Annotated in this window: 17 protein-coding genes; 13 read left to right on the forward strand and 4 right to left on the reverse strand. The window is 74.5% G+C overall.

Annotation, left to right across the window (positions count from 1 at the left end):
- Window positions 1–8 precede the first annotated feature (8 nt).
- On the forward strand, window positions 9–251 hold the full coding sequence (locus KGD84_RS05330; RefSeq protein ID WP_220564987.1) for a hypothetical protein: 243 nt from the start codon (window positions 9–11) through the stop codon (window positions 249–251).
- Between the two features lie 129 nt (window positions 252–380).
- Here KGD84_RS05330 and KGD84_RS05335 read toward each other — a convergent pair whose 3' ends face one another.
- The 3 genes from KGD84_RS05335 to KGD84_RS05345 all read right to left on the reverse strand — a co-directional run bounded on the left by KGD84_RS05335 (window position 381) and on the right by KGD84_RS05345 (window position 2,537).
- Window positions 381–1,193: a mechanosensitive ion channel family protein gene (locus tag KGD84_RS05335; RefSeq protein ID WP_220564988.1), complete on the reverse strand. Its 813-nt coding sequence runs from the start codon at window positions 1,191–1,193 to the stop codon at window positions 381–383.
- A 281-nt stretch (window positions 1,194–1,474) separates the two neighbouring features.
- Window positions 1,475–2,125, reverse strand: coding sequence for a TetR/AcrR family transcriptional regulator (locus KGD84_RS05340; protein ID WP_220564989.1), 651 nt, complete (start codon window positions 2,123–2,125; stop codon window positions 1,475–1,477).
- 193 nt (window positions 2,126–2,318) lie between these two features.
- Window positions 2,319–2,537: a hypothetical protein gene (locus KGD84_RS05345; protein ID WP_220564990.1), complete on the reverse strand. Its 219-nt coding sequence runs from the start codon at window positions 2,535–2,537 to the stop codon at window positions 2,319–2,321.
- A gap of 302 nt (window positions 2,538–2,839) precedes the next feature.
- On the opposite strand from KGD84_RS05345, the gene moeZ reads away from it, so the two are divergent.
- From moeZ to KGD84_RS05375, 6 genes are all read left to right on the forward strand, one after another.
- Entirely contained in the window at window positions 2,840–4,003 is a 1,164-nt protein-coding gene (gene moeZ / locus KGD84_RS05350; protein ID WP_220564991.1) for an adenylyltransferase/sulfurtransferase MoeZ, read from the forward strand.
- A gap of 141 nt (window positions 4,004–4,144) precedes the next feature.
- The gene (locus KGD84_RS05355; RefSeq protein ID WP_220564992.1) at window positions 4,145–4,531 is read left to right on the forward strand and encodes an SPW repeat domain-containing protein; all 387 of its coding nucleotides are present in this window, start codon (window positions 4,145–4,147) and stop codon (window positions 4,529–4,531) included.
- A 92-nt stretch (window positions 4,532–4,623) separates the two neighbouring features.
- Window positions 4,624–4,950: an MGMT family protein gene (locus KGD84_RS05360; protein ID WP_220564993.1), complete on the forward strand. Its 327-nt coding sequence runs from the start codon at window positions 4,624–4,626 to the stop codon at window positions 4,948–4,950.
- Between the two features lie 86 nt (window positions 4,951–5,036).
- The gene (locus KGD84_RS05365) at window positions 5,037–8,177 is read left to right on the forward strand and encodes an ATP-dependent helicase (protein ID WP_220565550.1); all 3,141 of its coding nucleotides are present in this window, start codon (window positions 5,037–5,039) and stop codon (window positions 8,175–8,177) included.
- Window positions 8,170–11,553, forward strand: a complete 3,384-nt coding sequence (locus KGD84_RS05370) for an ATP-dependent helicase (RefSeq protein ID WP_220564994.1) — start codon at window positions 8,170–8,172, stop codon at window positions 11,551–11,553. Before KGD84_RS05365 ends, KGD84_RS05370 begins: the two co-directional genes overlap by 8 nt.
- 41 nt (window positions 11,554–11,594) lie before the next feature.
- Entirely contained in the window at window positions 11,595–12,479 is an 885-nt protein-coding gene (locus tag KGD84_RS05375; protein ID WP_255647065.1) for a phosphotransferase family protein, read from the forward strand.
- Between the two features lie 164 nt (window positions 12,480–12,643).
- Here the strand turns inward: KGD84_RS05375 and KGD84_RS05380 are convergent, their stop codons facing one another.
- Window positions 12,644–13,189, reverse strand: coding sequence for an EF-hand domain-containing protein (locus KGD84_RS05380; RefSeq protein WP_220564996.1), 546 nt, complete (start codon window positions 13,187–13,189; stop codon window positions 12,644–12,646).
- Window positions 13,190–13,303: 114 nt separating this feature from the next.
- Between KGD84_RS05380 and KGD84_RS05385 the strand changes: the two genes are divergently transcribed.
- The 6 genes from KGD84_RS05385 (at window position 13,304) to KGD84_RS05410 (ending at window position 18,774) form a co-directional block, all read left to right on the forward strand.
- Entirely contained in the window at window positions 13,304–14,083 is a 780-nt protein-coding gene (locus tag KGD84_RS05385) for a GntR family transcriptional regulator (protein ID WP_220564997.1), read from the forward strand.
- A gap of 138 nt (window positions 14,084–14,221) precedes the next feature.
- Window positions 14,222–15,340, forward strand: coding sequence for a TIGR03364 family FAD-dependent oxidoreductase (locus tag KGD84_RS05390; RefSeq protein ID WP_220565551.1), 1,119 nt, complete (start codon window positions 14,222–14,224; stop codon window positions 15,338–15,340).
- Window positions 15,337–16,008, forward strand: a complete 672-nt coding sequence (locus KGD84_RS05395; protein ID WP_220564998.1) for a phosphonatase-like hydrolase — start codon at window positions 15,337–15,339, stop codon at window positions 16,006–16,008. Before KGD84_RS05390 ends, KGD84_RS05395 begins: the two co-directional genes overlap by 4 nt.
- A 3-nt stretch (window positions 16,009–16,011) precedes the next feature.
- Window positions 16,012–17,076 carry an ABC transporter ATP-binding protein gene (locus KGD84_RS05400; protein WP_220564999.1) on the forward strand — a complete coding sequence of 355 codons (1,065 nt, stop codon included), beginning with the start codon at window positions 16,012–16,014 and terminating at the stop codon, window positions 17,074–17,076.
- Window positions 17,073–17,990 carry a 2-aminoethylphosphonate ABC transporter permease subunit gene (locus KGD84_RS05405; protein ID WP_220565000.1) on the forward strand — a complete coding sequence of 306 codons (918 nt, stop codon included), beginning with the start codon at window positions 17,073–17,075 and terminating at the stop codon, window positions 17,988–17,990. Before KGD84_RS05400 ends, KGD84_RS05405 begins: the two co-directional genes overlap by 4 nt.
- On the forward strand, window positions 17,977–18,774 hold the full coding sequence (locus KGD84_RS05410; protein ID WP_220565001.1) for an ABC transporter permease: 798 nt from the start codon (window positions 17,977–17,979) through the stop codon (window positions 18,772–18,774). The genes KGD84_RS05405 and KGD84_RS05410 overlap by 14 nt, the downstream gene beginning before the upstream one ends.
- Window positions 18,775–18,779: the final 5 nt, after the last annotated feature.

Below are 18,779 nucleotides of genomic sequence, written 5' to 3' on the forward strand. Positions count from 1 at the left end.
GAATGCGAATGAGGAGCGGTCGGCACGGGGCGGCGCGCCCACCGGTCGGCGTCCTGATCCAGCAGGATCGCGTCGACTTCGCGCTTTTCGCACTGATCTTCGTCGTCGCGGTGGCCTCGATGGTCTTCACCGGGCCGGGCAGCGTCGTCTTCTGGCTGGCGCTGCTGCCCATGATCGCCACCGTGGTGCTGGCCGTCCGGCGGATCGAGCACCTGTCCCGCCTCGAGCTGCGGGACTCGGAGTTCCTGTAGCCGGCGACGGCGCACGACAGCGGGAGGGCGGGGCCTCGAGGCCCCGCCCTCCCTTGTCTCCTTCGTCTTGTACCTCTGCGATCCCGAGCCCCCTTTCCCTCGACTGCACGCCTGTGGCGTCCGTACCCGTCAGACGCCGCCCTCGGGGCGCTCGCCCGTGCCCGGCGCGCCCGGGCCGGTGCGCACTCCGGCGGCGCGGGCGTCCTCGGCACCGGCCGGTCCGGTGGTCGCGGGACGGTCCATGGCGGCCTTGCGGCCCGCCTCGTAGCTGCCCCTGTCGGCCAGACGGCCGGTCTCCTCCTCCGCGCGGTCCAGCCAGCGGTCCCAGCGCGACTGCATCGGCCGGATCAGGCCGCCGCCGACGCCCACCACGATGACGCCGCCGACGGTGGCCAGCACGGCGACGAGCACCGGCGTGGTCACGGTCGTGGCGATGCCCATCTGGTTGAGCGCCGCGATGACACCGAGGGCCAGGATGGCCACGGCGGCGATGTTGGCCAGCAGCCGGCCGTACGAGAGGCCGCCCAGGGCACCGCTGATGATGTCGCGGACCGCCTTGGCGATCATCGCGGTCACCACCACGATGACCAGCGCGACGATGCCGCGCGGCATCCAGGCGATGACCTCGTTCAGGAGGGTGCTCACCGGGTTCGGTCCGAAGACGTTGAACGCGAGGGTGAACACGAACAGCAGGGCGACGTAGTAGATGATCTTGCCGCACAGCTCACTGGCGCTCCAGTTGCTGCGCTCGAAGTACTCGCCCACCCCGCCGCGGTGGAGGGCGCGGTCCAGCCCGACCCCGTGCAGCGCCTTGCCGACCGCCTTGCCCACGAGCCAGGCGATGATCCAGCCCACTACGAGGACGACCAGGAAGCCGGCCAGCAGTGGTACGAAGCTCGCCACCATCTGCCAGGCCGTCATCAGACCCTGACCCACATCCATGACGTCTTCACCCCCAAGTCGCTCCGTTCGGTCGTACCGAATGGTCGCCGTTCGGAACGGCGAAAAGAGGCGCGGTGCCTCTCACCCCGCCGATACCCGGAGTGCCCGGTTCAAATCCTTTATCGGAGCAGGTCGGCAGGTATTGCCTTTTCTTGGGAATTCTCTGGCCGGAAAAAGGGGCGCGGATCATTGTCGGTGGTGGACAATGCGCCTTTCCGGGGCGGCCGCGCACGGCGGAGGGCCCCGGTCGCCCGGGGCCCTCCGTGGTGCGTGTGCGGGGGTCAGGAGTCCTGGCCGGCCGACTGCCCCTCGCCGCGGTGCAGGTCCCAGCCGCTGATGCCGCGCCAGGCCAGCCGGGCCACCAGCAGTTCGGCGGCGTCCTTGGGAACCGAGCCCTGGGTGTTGATCCAGTACCGGGCGCTGGTCTCGGCCATGCCGACCAGCCCTATGCTCAGCAGGTGCGCCTCCTCGTCGGAGATGCTGGTGTCCTGCCGGATGACCTCGCCGATCAGCTCGGCGCAGCGCTGGAAGGTCTGCTCGCTCTTCTCGCGCACCGCCGGGAGATTGCGCAGGTCCGATTCGAAGACCAGGCGGAACGCCTCGCCGTCGCCGGCCACGAAGTCGAAATACGCGCGGAAACTCGCGATGACCCGCTGGCGGTTGTCGTCGGTGCTCTCCAGCGCCTCGCGCTGCTTTTCGACCAGCGCCTCGGAATGCTCTTCCAGGAGGGCGAGGTACAGCTCCAGCTTCCCCGGGAAGTGCTGGTAGAGGACCGGCTTGCTCACCCCCGCGCGCTCGGCGATCTCGTCCATCGCGGCCGCGTGGTACCCGCGGGCGACGAAGATCTCCTGCGCGGCGGCGAGGAGCTGTCGGCGGCGCCTGACCCGGGGCAGACGGGTGCCCCGGGAGCGGGCGTCTGAAGGAGCTGTCACACCCACACCCTCCGAACTCGGCATGGCAGATGCACGCCATCATCGGACATCTGCGTGGCTGGCGCCGTCGTGCGCGCGTCCCCGTCACAGGGTGCGCTCCACGGCGTTTTCCGCCATCTTACTCCTGCGTAAGTTACCTGTGACATAGGGATTCGTCCCGCGGAACGAGACGGCGCGGGCCGGGGGCCGCCGATCAGCGCCGGTCGTCGTCGTCGGCCCCGGCCTCGCGCAGCTGCTCCACGACGTCGGCCTCGTTCGCGTCCGGGAGCTCCCCGGCCCCGGCGCGCTCCAGCCAGTGCTCGTCGTCCTCCGCGTCGGAGGCGGCCAGACGCTGCTCGGCGGCGTCGGCCTCGGGGACCGCTGCGTCCGGGTCCTCCGCGGGTGCGGGACGTGTCCTCGGGTCCTCGGTCACGGGTGCCTCCCCCAGTCGACGGACGTACCCCCGACACTACTCGCCGCCGCGCCGCGGGGGGCGGAGGGGAATGGATCGGCGGGTCAGGGCGGTTGCCGACGAGAGGGGCCGGCCGCGGTCCGGCGGCTCGGGCGGGTGTCCGCCAGTGTGCCCGTCGACACCGCCCCGGGGGTGGGAATGGAAAACCCCACCCGTTAGGTTGGGTATAAGAGCAAGCACGCTTCGCGCCCCGCGACCCCTGCGCCCGTGGTCCTCCTGCTTCGGGCGGTGTGAAGCATCACGAACAGACATGAGGAGTCACCGTGTCGCTGCCGCCGCTGGTGGAACCAGCTGACGAGCTGACCGTGGACGAGGTGCGCCGCTATTCGCGACACCTGATCATCCCCGACGTGGGCATGGACGGGCAGAAGCGCCTGAAGAACGCCAAGGTGCTCGTCGTCGGTGCGGGCGGGCTGGGTTCCCCGGCGCTGCTCTACCTCGCCGCCGCGGGTGTGGGCACCCTCGGCATCATCGACTTCGACGTCGTGGACGAGTCCAACCTCCAGCGCCAGGTCATCCACGGCCAGAGCGACGTGGGCCGCCCCAAGGCCGAGTCGGCCCGCGACAGCATCAAGGAGGTGAACCCCAATGTGACGGTGATCCTCCACCAGGACCGCCTGGACTCCGACAACGCGCTGGAGATCTTCGCGGACTACGACCTGATCCTGGACGGGACCGACAACTTCGCGACCCGCTACCTGGTCAACGACGCCGCGGTCATCCTGAACAAGCCGTACGTGTGGGGTTCCATCTACCGCTTCGACGGCCAGGTCAGCGTCTTCTGGAACGAGTACGGGCCGCAGTACCGCGACCTGTACCCCGAGCCCCCGCCGCCCGGCATGGTCCCCTCCTGCGCCGAGGGCGGCGTCCTGGGCGTGCTGTGCGCCTCCATCGGGTCCGTCATGGTGAACGAGGCCATCAAGCTGATCACCGGGATCGGTGAGCCGCTGGTGGGCCGCCTGCTCATCTTCGACGCCCTGGAGATGTCCTGGCGCGAGGTGAAGGTCCGCAAGGACCCCGACACCCAGCCGGTGACCGAGCTCATCGACTACGAGGCGTTCTGCGGCGTCGTCTCCGACGAGGCCAGCGAGGCCGCGGCCGGGTCGACGATCACCGCGGGCGAGCTCAAGGACCTCCTCGACAACAAGCCCGACGAGGTCTTCCTCGTGGACGTCCGCGAGAAGAACGAGTACGAGATCGTCAGCATCCCGGGCGCCACGCTCATCCCCAAGGGCGAGTTCCTCAACGGCAAGGCCTTCGAGAAGCTCCCCCAGGACAAGCGCGTGGTCCTGCACTGCAAGTCGGGCGTGCGCTCGGCCGAGGCGCTGGCCGCGGTCAAGGCCGCGGGCTTCTCCGACGCGGTGCACGTCGGCGGCGGCGTCCTGGCCTGGGTCAACCAGATCGACCCCAGCCTGCCCAGCTACTGAGCGGCCTGTCATAGCGCGTCGCGGACGGCGCCGGGGCGATCCCGGCGCCGTCCGCCGTATGCGGGCGCCCGAATGGGTACAAGACCTCCCAGGGGCCGCCGGTCGAACGTCGGGGCGGCCCCGCCGCAGGGAGGTGGCACCATGCGTGAAAAGGGACGCCGGGCCGACTGGGTGGCGATCGCCGCCGGTCTGGCGCTGGGGATCAGCTTCGTCTGGCACGGGATGTACGGGTTCAGCGGCGGAGTGCTGTTCGTGCTCGGGCTGGGGGTCATCATGGCCGCCGTCGTCTCCCTCACCCGCCCCGGTGCGCTCTCCGGGGAGATCGCGGTGCTGGCGATCGGCGTGCTCGTGTTCGCGATGCCCTGGCTGCTGGGCTACACGCACCTGGCCGCGGCCGCGTGGACGGCCTGGATCATCGGCGCCGCCATCGCCGTGCTCGGCGCCTACGGCCTGGTCCGGGCCCGCCGGACGCGGCGGCGCGACCCCGACTCCGTCTGGAGCGCCCACGTCAACGAGATCCCGACCTGACCGGGAGCGCAGCGCGGGGCCGGTGCCGCACGGCACCGGCCCCGCCTGTTCCCGGCGTCGCGTCCGTCGGCGGCCCTCGCTAGGGTGTGGCCGTGTTCACCGATGAGGACGGCGGGCCCGACGAGTACGCCGACGAGGTCCTGGCCGTGGTCGAGCGGATCCCGCCGGGGAGGGTGATGTCCTACGGGGACATCGCCGAGTACGTGGGCCGGGGAGGCCCCCGGCAGGTCGGCTCCGTCATGTCCACCTGGGGCGGCGGCGTGCCCTGGTGGCGGGTGGTCCGGGCCGACGGCAGCCCCGCCTCCGGACACGAGGTGAGAGCCTTGTCGCACTATGCCGCGGAGGCCACTCCGCTGCGGCCCGGAAGCGACCGTGTGGACATGCGCAAGGCCCGGTGGGACGGGGAAAGCGGAGGCTGAGGGCACCTCGCGGGCTCCCCGGGCCGTCCGGGACGGTCGGCACCCTCTGGTGAACTGGTGGGGTGAACACATTCCCGTACCGTCTCGTGCGGCGCCCCCACCGGGTGCAGCCGACACCGGTGCTGGACGAGAACCAACGCAAGGTCGTCGACCACGAGGGCGGCCCCCTCCTGGTGCTCGCCGGTCCCGGCACCGGCAAGACCACCACCATCGTCGAGGCCGTCGTCGACCGCATCGACAACAGGGGCGTGGACCCCTCCCGCATCCTGGTCCTCACCTTCGGCCGCAAGGCCGCGCAGGAGCTGCGGGAGCGCATCACCGGGCGGCTGCGCCGCACCACCCGGGAGCCCCTCGCCCTGACCTTCCACGGCTACGCCTACGCGCTCATCCGCCGCGAGTTCCAGCGCATGGGCGACCTGCCGCCCCGCCTGCTGTCCGGCCCCGAGCAGCTGATGGAGATACGCGAGCTCCTGCGCTGGGAGGCCGCGGACGGCGGCTCCGCCTGGCCCGAACGCCTGCGCCCGGCCCTGGAGACCCGCGGCTTCGCCGAGGAGCTGCGCGACTTCCTGATGCGCGCGGAGGAGCGCGGCCTGGGCCCCGACGCCCTGGCCCGGCTGGGCCGCGAGCGCGGCCGCGATGACTGGGAGGCCGCGGCCGGGTTCCTGGCGCGGATGAACGGCCGGTTCGACATCGCCCCCGTGCCCACCCTCAACTACGCCGAACTGGTGCGGATCGCCGCCGGACTGCTCTCCGACCCCGCGGTGCAGGAGCGCGAGCGCTCGGCGCACGAGACCGTGTTCGTCGACGAGTACCAGGACACCGACCCGGCCCAGGAGGAACTCCTCCAGGCCCTGGCGGGCGACGGCCGCGACCTCATCGCCGTCGGCGACCCCGACCAGTCCATCTACGGGTTCCGCGGCGCCGAGGTGCGCGGCATCCTGGAGTTCCCCGACCGCTTCCGCACGGTCCGCCGCACGCCCGCCCCCGTGGTGGCGCTGCGCACCTCCCGCCGTAGCGGGTCCGGCCTGCTGGCCGCCTCGCGGGCGGTCACCCGCCGCCTGCCCGCCGTCGCCTCCGCGCCCGGCCGCGTCAACGAGCACCGCGAACTGGTCCCCGCCGCCGGGGTGCCCGCCGGGAGCGTGCGGCTGCTCATGGCCGAGAGCCCCACCCAGGAGGCCGCGGTCATCGCCGACACCCTGCGCCGCGCCCACCTGGTGGACGGCGTCCCCTGGTCGGACATGGCCGTCCTGGTGCGCTCGGCCACCCGCCAGCTGCCGGTGCTGCGCCGCGCCCTGGTCGCCGCGTCGGTGCCGGTCGCCGTCGGCGCCGACGAGCTGCCGGTGGCCGCCGAGCCCATCGTGCGGCCGCTGCTGTCCCTCATCCGGTTCGGGCTGCACCCGGCCGAACTCGACGACGAGGCCGCCCGCGACCTGCTCACCGGCCCCTTCGGCGACGCCGACGCCATCGGCCTGCGCCGCCTCACCCGCGCCCTGCGCCGCCTGGACCTGGACCGGGCCGCCGCCGAGCGCGAGAACGGCGGGGGCGACGGGACCTACCGGCCCGCCTCCCTGCTGCTGGTGGACGCCCTGCGCGAGCCGGCCGACCTCACCCTGGTCGAGCCCGAGGTGGCCGCGCCCGCCCTGCGCATCGCCACCGCCCTGGCCACCGTCCGCGAACTCGACGCCCGCGGCGCCGACGCCGAACAGGTGCTGTGGCGGCTGTGGCGCGACAGCGGCCTGGCCGACCGGCTGCTGCGCGCCAGCCTCGCCAGCGGCCGCCGCGGCGCCGCCGCCGACCGCGACCTCGACGCGGTGGTCGCCCTGTTCGAGAGCGCCGCCCGCTACTGCGACCGGCTGCCCCCCGGCACCCCGGAGGGGTTCCTCGCAGACCTGGCCGCCCAGGAGATCCCCGGCGACAGCCTCGCCGAGCGCGCCCCCGAAGGCGAGTCCGTGCGCATCCTCACCGCCCACCGCTCCAAGGGACTGGAGTGGGGCCTGGTGGTGGTCGCCGGGGTCCAGGAGGGCGACTGGCCCGACCTGCGCCTGCGCGGTTCCCTGCTGGGCGTGGAGGAGCTGGTGGACGCCGACGTGCACGGCGCCGACTCCTCCGGGGCCGCCCTGGCCTCCAAGCTGCTCGCCGAGGAGCGCCGCCTGTTCTACGTGGCCCTCACCCGCGCCCGGCACACCCTCGTGGTCACCGCCGTGGGCGGCGACGATGCCGAGCAGCGGCCCTCCCGGTTCCTCAACGAGATGGGCGCGGGCGACCCCGAGCCCGTCGGCACCGGGGTGCGCTGGCTGTCGCTGCCGTCCCTGGTCGCCGACCTGCGCTCGGTGGTCACCGACCGGAACGCGCCCGGCGCCCTGCGCGACGCCGCCGCCGTCCACCTGGCCCGCCTGGCCGAGGAGGGGGTGCGCGGGGCGGACCCCGCCGAGTGGTACGCCCTGACACCCTTCTCCGACGACCGGCCGCTGGCCGGGGAGGGCGACACCATCCGGGTGTCGCCCTCCCAGGTGGAGAGCTTCACCAACTGCCAGCTGCGCTGGCTGCTGGAGCGCGCCGCCGGGGCCTCCTCCGGCGACTCGGCGTCCGCCCTGGGCACCGTCGTGCACGCCGTCGCGGTCCTGGTCGCCCAGGGCACCCCGCCGCAGGACATCTCCCGGCGGATGGACGAGATCTGGGCCGACCTCGACTTCGGCGGCCCCTGGCAGGCCGACAAGCAGCGCGAGCGCGCCGACACCATGGTCCGCAAACTCCTCACCTGGGACGCCGCCAACGACCGCGAGCTCGTCGTCACCGAGGAGGGGTTCAAGGTCGACGTCGGGGGCATCGAGATCACCGGCCGGGTCGACCGGCTCGAACGCGACGACCAGGGCCGCGCCGTCGTCGTCGACATCAAGACCGGCGCCGCCAAGGCCGAGGACCTGGACCGCCACCCCCAGCTCGGCGTCTACCAGATGGCCGTCCTCAAGGGGGCCTTCGCCGAACTCGGCCTGGCGCAGCCCGGCGGGGCGATGCTCGTCCAGCTCGGCGAGAAGCTCAAGAACGCCCGCGAGCAGGTCCAGCGCCCCCTCGGCGAGGACCCCGACCCCCGCTGGGCCCAGGACCTCGTCACCGAGGTCGCCGCCGGTATGGGCGGCTCCCGGTTCACCGCCACCCGCAACAAGGGATGCAGGTCGTGCGCCGTGCGCGCCTGCTGCCCTGTCCAAGACGAGGGCAGACATGTCTGAAGCCCACCCCCGTTTCACCCCCGCCGAACTCGCCCGCGTCCTCGGGCAGCCCGAACCCACCGCCGAGCAGTCCGAGGTGATCTCCGCCCCCCTCGAACCCGCGGTGGTCATCGCGGGCGCCGGTTCGGGCAAGAGCGAGACCATGGCCTCCCGCGTGGTGTGGCTGGTCGCCAACGGGTACGTGCGGCCCGAGCAGGTCCTCGGCCTCACCTTCACCCGCAAGGCCACCGCCGAGCTGGCCGAACGCGTGCGCAAACGCCTGGACCAGGTGCGCGACAGGCTCGGCGAGGAGGTCGTCGGCGAGGGCGTGCTGGACGGCGAGCCCACCGTGTCCACCTACAACGCCTACGCGGGGCGCATCGTCGCCGACCACGCCCTGCGCGAGGCCGTCGAGCCCACCGCCCGGCTGCTCAGCGAGGGCCAGTCCTGGCAGCTCGCCGCCCGGGTGGTCGGCGAGTACGACGGCCCGATGGACCTGGTCAACGTGGGCGCGGACACCGTCATCGAACGCGTGCTGCACCTGTCCGGGGAGATCGCCGACCACCTCACCACGGTCGAGCGGGTGCGCGGCATCGGGCGGTGGATCCAGTCCCAGGTGGACGCCCTGCCCAAGAGGCCCACCGCCGACACCCGCGACCTGGTCGGCACCCAGCGCCGCCGGGAGCAGCTGCTGCCCCTGGTGGAGCGCTACGACCACGCCAAGCACTCCCGCGAGGCCATGGACTTCGGCGACCAGATGGCCCTGGCCGCGCGCATCGCGGAGAACCACCCCGAGGTGGGGCTGGTGGAGCGCAGCAGGTTCCGGGTCGTGCTGCTGGACGAGTACCAGGACACCAGCCACGCCCAGCTGGTGCTGCTGCGCTCCCTGTTCGGCGACGGCCACGCCGTGACCGCGGTCGGCGACCCCTGCCAGTCCATCTACGGGTGGCGGGGGGCGATCGCCGCCAACCTCACCCGGTTCCCCACCGACTTCCCGGCCGCGCCGGGGCGGCCCGCGGCCGTGCGCAGGCTGTCCACCAGCTTCCGCAACGGCGAGCGCATCCTGGGCGTGGCCGGGTGGATCTCCGAGGAGCTGCGCGCCGAGGCCGCCGAGGTGCCGGTGCTGTACCCGGGGCCGGCCCGGCGCGGACGCGGGCGGGCCGACGTCGCCCTGTTCCGCACCGAGTCCGAGGAGGCGGCCTGGATCGCCTCGCGCATCGCCGAACTGGTCAAGGGGGTGCGCCGCGACCCGGAGACCGCGCCGGACGGGATGCCCTGGCCGCCGGGCGAGTCCGGCGGCGCCCAGGACGGGGGCGTGTCCCCGGGCGACGTCGCCGTGCTGTGCCGCCGCCGCGCCCAGTTCCCGGCCCTGCGCGAGGAGCTGGAGGCGCGCGGTGTCCCGGTCGAGGTCGTGGGCCTGGGCGGGCTGATGCTCGTCCCGGAGGTGCGCGACATCATCGCCACCCTGCGCGTGGTGCACGACGCCGCCGCGGGCAACGAGCTGGCCCGCCTGCTCACCGGGCCGCGCTGGCGGTTCGGGCCCCGCGACCTGGCCTCCCTGGGGGCGCGCGCCACCGAGCTGGCCCGCCACTCCCGCCGCGACCTCACGGGGGACGGACCGGACGGGGCGGGGGACGACGTGCTGCGCCGCACCGTCCTGGACCTCACCGCGGAGAGCGGCAGCCTGGTGGACGCGGTCGACGACCCGGGGGACGCCGAGAACTACTCCGAGACCGGGTACGCGCGCCTGCTGCGCCTGTCCGAGGAGCTGCGCGGCCTGCGCAAGCTGGTCGGGCAGCCGCTGCCGGACCTCATCACCGAGGTCGAGCGCGTGCTGGGCCTGGACATCGAGGTGGCGGCCCGCAGCGGGCGCGACCCGCTGTCGGCCCGCGCCGACCTGGACGCGTTCGTGGACCACGCCGTCCGGTTCGTCGGCAACAGCGATGATCCCTCGTTGGGCAGCTTCCTGAGCTACCTGCGCGCCGCGGAGGAGAACGAGAGCGGCCTGGCGCCGGGGGAGCGGGTCGGCGGGTCGGACAGCGTCAAGCTCATGACCATGCACGGGGCCAAGGGGCTCCAGTGGCCGGTGGTGTTCGTGCCGGGCATCAGCGGCGGGCGCAACCCGGTGTTCCCGGCGTCGCCGCGCCACGCCAAGGCGTGGGTGGCGGCCGACCACCTGCTGCCGTACCCGCTGCGCGGCGACCGGGCGAGCCTGCCCGAGCTGACCGGTGTGGACAAGCAGGCCATCGCCGCGTTCAAGGAGGAGGAGGCGGCCCGCCACCTCACGGAGGAGCGCCGCCTCGCCTACGTGGCGGTCACCCGGGCGTCCTTCCTCCTCGTGTGCACCGGGCACTGGTGGGGGCGCACCGGCACCACGCCGCGCGGCCCGTCGGTCTTCCTGGAGGAGGTACGCGAGGCCTGCGAGCAGGGGGCGGGGCGGGTGGTCGACTGGGCCGACCCGCCCGAACTCGACGAGACCAACCCGCACGACGAGGAGGAGGGCGAGGCCGTGTGGCCGCCCCTCCAGGGCGACCCGCAGAGCGACGGCGAGGCCACCCCGGACACGCTCGCCCAGGTGGAGGGCGCGGTGACCCGCCGGACGGAGATCGAGGCGGGCGCCGCGCTGGTGGAGCGGGCCCGCGCGGCGCTGCGCGAGGGCAGGGCGGTGCCGCCGGACCCGGCGCGCTACGAGAAGCTGGGGCGCCGGCTCCAGGGGTGGGAGCGCGACACGGGGCTGCTGCTGGCCCACCGCGCCCGCGAGGCCCGGCGGGCCGAGGACGGCACGGTCCCGGTGGAGCTGCCCGACCACCTGTCCGTGTCCTCCATGGTGTGGCTGGCCCGCGACCCGTCGGGGCTGGCCCGCCAGATCCGGCGGCCGCTGCCCCGGCCCCCGGCCCCGCACACCCGGCGGGGGACCGCGTTCCACACCTGGCTGGAGCGCCGCTTCGGGCTGGGCACGGCCACCCTCCTGGACGAGCTGCCGGGGGCGGCCGACGAGACGGCGGGGGAGGACGACGACCTGGCCGAGCTCCAGACGCTCTTCGAGGAGAGCGAATGGGGCGGGCGGATCCCGGTCGAGGTGGAGGTGCCGTTCGAGACGGTGATCGGGGACCGGCTCATCCGCGGGCGGATGGACGCGGTGTTCCACGACCCGGAGAAGGGCTACGACGTCGTGGACTGGAAGACGGGGCGGCCGCCGCGGGGCGCGGCGGAGCGGCGGGCGGTCGGCGTGCAGCTGGCGGCGTACCGGCTGGCGTGGGCGGACCTCCAGGGGGTGCCGCTCGACGAGGTGCGCGCGGCCTTCCACTACGTCCGCGCCAACGAGACGGTCCGCCCCACCGACCTGCTCGACGCCGACGGCCTGGCGGCCCTCATCGCCTCCGTCCCCGAGCCCTGACCGGGGCGCGGGGCCGGGCGGGCGTGCGAGGATCGGCGGCGATGGAGACGATCGCGGCCGCCGTCGCCGCCCGCCACGGGATACCGCCCGCCGACGTGAGCCCGCTCCCCGCGGGCGCGGCCAACCACGTCCTGGCGCTGGGGGAGTCCCTCGTGCTGCGCATTCCCCGGGGGCCGGACCACGAGGCCGACCTGCGCAAGGAGGCGGCGCTCATCCCGGTGGTGCGCGCCGCGGGGGTCCTCACCCCGGAGCTGGTCGAGTACCGCGGGGGCGAGCCGCCGACGATGCTGCTGGAACGCCTCCCGGGCACCGACCTGGTCGGCCGCACCCCGGGCCGGGACGTGCTGCTCGACCTGGGCCGCCGGCTCGCCGCGCTGCACGCGGTCCCGGCCGACGCCCTGCCCGGCCTGCCCCGGGAGACCGGGGAACCCGACCCGGCCGCGCTGGTCGGGCGGGTGCACGCCGCGGGGTACATCGACGCCGACACGGCCGGCCTGCTGCGCGCCTGGTGCGCCGGGCTCGCACCGCTGGTCCCCGCCGCGGCGGCCCCCGCACCGGTCCACGGGGACATCGCCCCGCAGAACCTGATCGTGACCCCCGAAGGCGCCCTCGCCGGGATCGTGGACTGGGGCGACGCCGCCGTCGCCGACCCGGCCACCGACTTCGCGAAGCTCCCTCCGGCCTGGCTGCCCGCCGTGCTGGAGGGCTACGGCGCCCCGGGGGCGGAGGCCCGGGTGCTGTGGCACCATCTCGCCTGGGCGCTCGGCCGCCTGCTGCGGCCCGACCCGGTCCGGGGGCGGCGCCACTGGACCGCGCCGCCCCTGAGCCGGATCCTCGCTCTGCTGCTGTTCTTCGCCTCCGGCCCGCCGGACCCCTGGCCCCGCCTCGGCCCGGGAGCCCTCCCGTCCGCGCCCGCCGCCGGGTGACGCCCGCCGCCCGGGCCGGGGGACGCTCGACGCGATGGCGCCGGTGTGCGAGTGGACGGGCGAGCACGGGGACGGGCCGGTGGGCGCCCACGAGGCGGGTGCCGGCCACTGAACGCGCGGGGCGCCGCCGTCCGGTCCCGGACGGCGGCGCCCCGCGTACGCGCTCAGACCACGCCGAAGACGAAACCGCCGGGGGAGTCGCTGTCCTCGCCGAACAGGAACTGCCGCGCCGACAGCACGAACTCCTCCCGGCTCATGTCCCCGTCCCCGTCCGTGTCCACGTGTGCGAACCGGGTGCGGGCGTCGGCCTCGCCGGCGCCCAGCGCGGCGGCGTACACGAGGAACTCCTCCAGGCTGATCCGCCCGTCGCCGTCCTCGTCCAGCAGGTCGAACACCGCCTCGGCCACCGCCTCGGCCGCGTTGGACCGGCTGCGGTCCTCCGACGCCGCGTGCATGGCCGCGATGAACTCCTGCCGCTCCAGGCGGTCCCCGGCCCCGGAGTACCGCACCAGGCGGTCCCACAGCGACCGGTAGGCCGTCTCGATCGCGTGCGCCTTGGGCTCGGTCGGGTCCAGCGTGTACCCGGTGATGTACCGGTCCACCAGCCGCTGGTAGTCCGCCCAGGTGGCGTACTTGTCCCCATCGGTGTCGAGTACGTCGAACAGCTCGTTGAACCGGGCGACGATCGCCTCGGAGGGGGTGATGCTCACGTGGTTCCTCCCATCGGTGGGGCGGGTGGTTCCCTCCCCGTCCTGTGAGTCCCATCGTGCCGAAAAGGTTCCCTCCGTGCGCTGTTGGCGGCCCGTTCATCCCGATCGTGGACAATGTCCTGTGTGCCGAGCCCAGGAATCCCCCAGGACAGCGGCGCCCCCGTCCGGGCCGGTGTGCCCGAGCACGGCCGGGTGCCCAAGTACTACGCCGTCCGCATCCGCCTGACGGAGCTGGTCGACGGGCTGGAGGTGGGGCGGACCCTGCCCACCGAGCGGGAGCTCGCCGAACGCTTCGGCGCCGCCCGCGAGACCGTGCGCCAGGCGCTGCGCGACCTCCTCCTGGAGGGGAGGCTGCGCCGCCGCGGCCGGGGCACGGTGGTGGCCGGGCCCAAGCTGGAGCAGCCGCTCTCCCTGGCCAGCTACACCGAGGGCGTCCGCCGCCAGGGGCTGCGCCCGGGGCGGACCCTGGTGGACCTGCGCAGCTGGCCCTGCCCGGAGGGGCTGGCCCGGGAGCTGGACGTCGCCGCGGGCGAGCCCGTCTGGCACATGGAGCGCGTGCTGCTCGCCGACGACGAGCGCGTCGGCCTGGAGTCCACCTACATCCCGGTGGCCCGCGTGCCCGGACTGGACAGCGAGTTCGACCCCGACTCCACCTTCTACGGCTACCTGGCGGACAAGGTCGGCATCGTGTTCGCCGACGCGGACGAACGCCTGGAGACGGTGCTGGCCACCCCGCGCGAGGCGCTGCTCATCGGCACCCCGCCGGCCCTGCCGATGCTGCTCATCCACCGGGTGTCGCGGGACGGGGAGGGCCGCCCCTTCGAGCGGGTGCGCTCGCTGTACCGGGGCGACCGGTTCAGCTTCAGCGCCCACCTGTCCGGCGACGGCCGCTGACACGCACGGGGCCTCCGCCCTGCTTTTTTATCACGAGAAGATAACGGGTCTAGTCCAAAGTTTCGCACCGGTTCACCGGGACGCCTCTGCCCTGCTCGGTGCGCTCCACCTGCGCCGACCACGCTCGTGGCCATGCGAGTGATCATCGTCGGTGCCGGAGTCCTGGGCACCATGCACGCCTGGCAGGCCGTCTCCCGAGGCCACGAGGTCGTCCACATCGAACGCGAGGACGCCGCCCGCGGCGCCTCGGTCCGCAACTTCGGCCTTGTCTGGGTCGGCGGCCGCGCCCCCGGCGCGGAACTGGCCGCGGCGCAGCGCTCCCGCGTGCTGTGGGAGGAGATCGCCGAACGGGTGCCCGCCCTGGGCTTCCGCCCCTCCGGCTCCCTGACCGTCGCCGCCACCGAGCGCGAACTGGCCGTGGCCGAGGCCGCCGCCCGCGGTCCGGAGGCGGCCGAACGCGGCTACGAGCTCCTCGGCCCCGACCGGGTCCGCGAGGTCAACCCCGCCCTGCGCGGCGACCTGCTGGGCGCCCTGTGGTGCCGCCGCGACGCCCAGGTCGAACCCCGCACCGCCCAGGCCGCGCTCCAGGCCGAGCTGGCCCGCAGCGGACGCTACACCCTGCTGACCGGCCGGGAGGTCCGCGACCTCGCCGGACCGGCCGCCGTGCGCGACGACCGCGGCGAGGTCCACCGCGGCGACACCGTCGTCCTGTGCACCGGCGCCTGGCTGGGCGGGCTGGTGCGCGAACTCGTCCCGGACCTGCCGGTGCGCCGGGTCCGGCTCCAGATGGCGCAGACCGCGCCGCTGGGGGAGGCCCTCACCACCTCCGTGGCCGACGGCGACAGCTTCCGCTACTACCCCGCCTACCGGGGCCCGGAGCTGGACGTCCTCAACGACGCCCAGCCCCAGGGCCCGGTCCCGGCCGGGCACGCGATGCAGCTGCTGATGGTCCAGCGCGCCGACGGCTCACTCACCATCGGCGACACCCACGAGTACGACACCCCCTTCTCCTTCGACACCTCCGAGGACCCCTACGACCACCTCGCCGGGGTCGTCACCCGCCTGCTCGGCCGCCCGATGCCGCCGATCCGCCGCCGTTGGGCGGGGGTCTACGCCCAGTGCCTGGACCCCGCCGCCGTCGTCCACCGCGCCGCCGTCGCCGACGGCGTCCACCTCGTCACCGGTCCCGGGGGGCGCGGCATGACCTGCTCCCCGGCGATCGCCGAGACCACCGCCGAAGAACTGGGATGGTCATGACCTCCTCCACCGACATCGAACTCGTCACCCTCGACATGGCGGGCACCACCGTCGCCGACGACGGCCTGGTGGAGCGCGCCTTCGCCGCCGCCCTGCCCGAGCGCACCGCCGCCGACCTGGAGTACGTGCGCGCCACCATGGGCGAATCCAAGATCACCGTGTTCCGCCACCTCACCGGCGGGGACGAGGACCTCGCCCAGGAGGCCAACCGCGCCTTCGAGGACGCCTACGCCCGCCTGGTCGACGACGGCCTGTGCGCGCCCCTGCCCGGTGCCGAGGACACCCTGCGCCGCCTGCGCGCCCAGGGCCGCACCGTCGCCCTGACCACCGGGTTCGGTCGCGACACCCAGGACCGCATCCTCCGTGCCCTGGGCTGGACCGGCCTGCCCGACCTGGTGCTGTGCCCGGCCGACGCGGGCGGCCGCGGCCGCCCCCACCCGGACATGGTCCTCACCGCGGCCCTGCGCGCGAAGGTCTCCGCGATGTCGGCGGTCGCCGTCGTCGGCGACACCGCCTCGGACGTGCGCAGCGGGATCAACGCCGGGGCGGGCCTGGTCGCCGGGGTGCTCACCGGCGCCCACGGCGCCGAGGCCCTGCGCGCCGCCGGCGCCGCCCACGTCCTGCCCGGGGTGTCCGGGCTGCCCGCCCTCCTGGACGGGGAGGGCTGACCCGTGGGCATCCGCTTCGACCGCGTCAGCGTCGCCTACGGCGACACCGTCGTCCTGGACGGCCTGGACCTGACCGTCGAGCCCGGGGAGTTCACGGCCCTGCTGGGGCCCTCCGGGTCGGGCAAGACCACCGCCCTGCGCGCCGTCGCCGGGTTCGTCCGCCCCGCCTCGGGCCGGGTGCTGCTCAACGGCCGCGACGTCACGGACCTGCCGCCCCACGCCCGGGGCGTGGGCATGGTGGTGCAGAGCTACGCCCTGTTCCCGCACATGCGCGTCGACCAGAACGTGGCGTTCGGGCTCCGGGCGCAGGGCACCCCGCGCAGGGAGATCCCGGGCCGGGTCGCCCAGGCCCTGGAGATGACCGGCATGGCCGGCTACGCCCGCCGCCACCCGCGCGAGCTCTCCGGCGGCCAGCAGCAGCGGGTGGCGATCGCCCGCGCCCTGGCCATCCGTCCCAAGGTGCTGCTGCTGGACGAGCCGCTGTCGGCGCTGGACGCCCGGCTGCGCTCGGACATGCTCGGCGAGCTGGCCCGCCTGCACCGCGAGCTGCCCGACGTCACCGTCCTCTACGTCACCCACGACCAGAGCGAGGCGCTGACCCTCGCCGACCGGGTGGCGGTGCTGGACCGGGCCCGGCTGCGGGAGTACGACACCCCGCGGGCCCTGTACGCACGGCCGCGCACCGCGTTCACCGCGCGGTTCGTCGGCGGCGCCAACCTGCTGCCCGCCCGCCTGGAGGGCGGCCGGGTCCACTGCCTGGGCACGGCCTGGGAACCCGCGCCGGAGGAGCTGCCGGCGGGCGCGGGGGAGGGCGCCGAGCTGCGGGTGTGCCTGCGCCCGCACCGGGTGGTGCCGGGCGGGGCCGAGTACACGCTGCGCGGGGAGGTCTCCGAGGTGCAGTGGCGCGGCTCCGTGCACCGGATCACCGCCCTGGTGGGCGGCCACCCGGTCACCGCCGAAGTCCGGGAGACGGCTGAGCCGCCCGCCCCGGGCGCGCCCATCTCCCTGGGCTTCACCCGCGCCGACGCCGTCCTGCTGGAGCCGGAGCCGGAGGAGGTGGCCACGTGACCGCCGCGACGGACACCGCCCGGGCCCCGGAGCGCGCCGCCCCGCCGCCGACCCGGCGGCCCCGGCCGCCCCGGCGCTCCCCCGCCGCGCTGTGGGCGGTGCCCCCGGTGGTGCTGCTGGCCGCGGTCTTCCTCTACCCGCTGCTGCTGGTGGCGGTCGAGTCGGTCACCGACCCCGCGGGCGGCCTCACCCTCGCCCACCACGCCGAGGTGCTGGCCTCCGACCGCTTCCGCTCGGCGCTGGGCACCACCGTGTTCATCGCGGTGACGGCCACCGCCGGATGCCTGGTCCTGGGGTTCCTGCTCGCCCTGGTGGTGGCGTTCGTGCCGTTCCCCGGCAGCGGGGCGACCGCCCGGTTCATCGAGACCTACCTCTCCTTCCCGTCCTTCCTCATCACCCTGGCCCTGCTGTTCGTCTACGGCACCGTCGGCATGGCCAACGGCCTGTGGACCGACGTCACCGGGGCGGACCAGGGGCCCTTCCGGTTCCTGGCCACCCCTTGGGGCGTGATCCTCGCCGAGGTCACCTACTTCACGCCGTTCGTCATGCGCCCGCTGCTGGCCGCGTTCGGGCAGATCGACACCGCCCGCCTGGAGGTCGCCTCCTCCCTGGGCGCCCGCCCGCTGCGGGTGGTGCGGTCGGTGATCCTGCCCGAGGCGCTGCCCGCGCTGGCCGCCGGGGGAGCGCTGGTCCTGGTGCTGTGCCTGAACGAGTTCGCGATCGTGCTCTTCACCGGCGCCAAGGACGTCGTCACCCTGCCGATGCTCGTCTACAGCTCGGCGATCCTGCGGGCCGACTACACCACCGCCTGCGTCGTCGCCGTGGTCAACGCGGCCCTGTCGGTCACCCTCTACCTCGTCTACCGGGCCCTCACCGCCCGCCTGGGAGGAGGCGCCGACCGTGCTCGTGCATAGCCGCGCCGCCCGCCTGACCGTGTGGGCGCTGTTCGCCCTGGTCGTCGTGCCGCTGTTCCTGCTGCCGCTCGGGGTCATCGCCGTCGCCGCGTTCTCCACCTCCTGGAGCGGCGTGCTGCCCTCGGGGCCGACCCTGGACAACGTCTCCGGCGCGCTGGGCGGGCCGAACCTGGAGGCGCTGCGGGTCAGCCTGGCCACCGCCGCCACGGCGAGCGTGCTGGCGCTGGTGCTGGGCACCTGGGCGGCACTGGCCGCCGACGGCCTGCGCCGCCGCGACCGCGCCCTGATGGACGCCCTGTTCATGACGCCCGTCGCGGTGCCGACCGTGGTGGTGGGCCTGGCCCTGCTGGTGGCGTTCAGCCGTCCGCCGCTGCTGCTCAACGGCACGCAGACGATCGTCATCGCCGCCCACACCGTGCTGGTCACCGCGTTCGCCTACCAGTCGGTGTCGGCCGCGCTCACCCGGCTGGACCCCGTGTACGCGCAGATGGCCGCCTCCCTGGGCGCCCGTCCGCTGCGGGTCCTGCTGCGGGTGCGCCTGCCCCTGCTGCTGCCCTCGCTGAGCGCCGCCGCCGGGCTCTGCTTCGCCCTGTCCATGGGCGAGCTGAGCGCCACGATGATGCTCTACCCGCCGTCCTGGCTGCCGCTCCCGGTGCGGATCTTCGCGGCCACGGACCGCGGCGCGCTCTTCGCCGGGGCCGCCTCCGCCCTCGTCCTGATGGCCGCCACCCTGGCCGTCCTCCTGCTGCTGTCCCGGGTCCGCACCCGGGCGGCGTTCCGCTGAGCCCC

The organism is Nocardiopsis changdeensis (assembly GCF_018316655.1).
Taxonomy (GTDB): domain Bacteria; phylum Actinomycetota; class Actinomycetes; order Streptosporangiales; family Streptosporangiaceae; genus Nocardiopsis; species Nocardiopsis changdeensis.

What these genes read in the sequence shown, in the direction of transcription:
- KGD84_RS05375 (WP_255647065.1), top strand. Translation starts at nt 11,595, where the DNA reads ATGGAGACGATCGCGGCCGCCGTCGCCGCCCGCCACGGGATACCGCCC.
- KGD84_RS05370 (WP_220564994.1), top strand. Translation starts at nt 8,170, where the DNA reads ATGTCTGAAGCCCACCCCCGTTTCACCCCCGCCGAACTCGCCCGCGTC.
- KGD84_RS05385 (WP_220564997.1), top strand. Translation starts at nt 13,304, where the DNA reads ATGTCCTGTGTGCCGAGCCCAGGAATCCCCCAGGACAGCGGCGCCCCC.
- KGD84_RS05395 (WP_220564998.1), top strand. Translation starts at nt 15,337, where the DNA reads ATGACCTCCTCCACCGACATCGAACTCGTCACCCTCGACATGGCGGGC.
- KGD84_RS05335 (WP_220564988.1), bottom strand. Translation starts at nt 1,193, where the DNA reads ATGGATGTGGGTCAGGGTCTGATGACGGCCTGGCAGATGGTGGCGAGC.
- KGD84_RS05355 (WP_220564992.1), top strand. Translation starts at nt 4,145, where the DNA reads ATGCGTGAAAAGGGACGCCGGGCCGACTGGGTGGCGATCGCCGCCGGT.
- KGD84_RS05330 (WP_220564987.1), top strand. Translation starts at nt 9, where the DNA reads ATGAGGAGCGGTCGGCACGGGGCGGCGCGCCCACCGGTCGGCGTCCTG.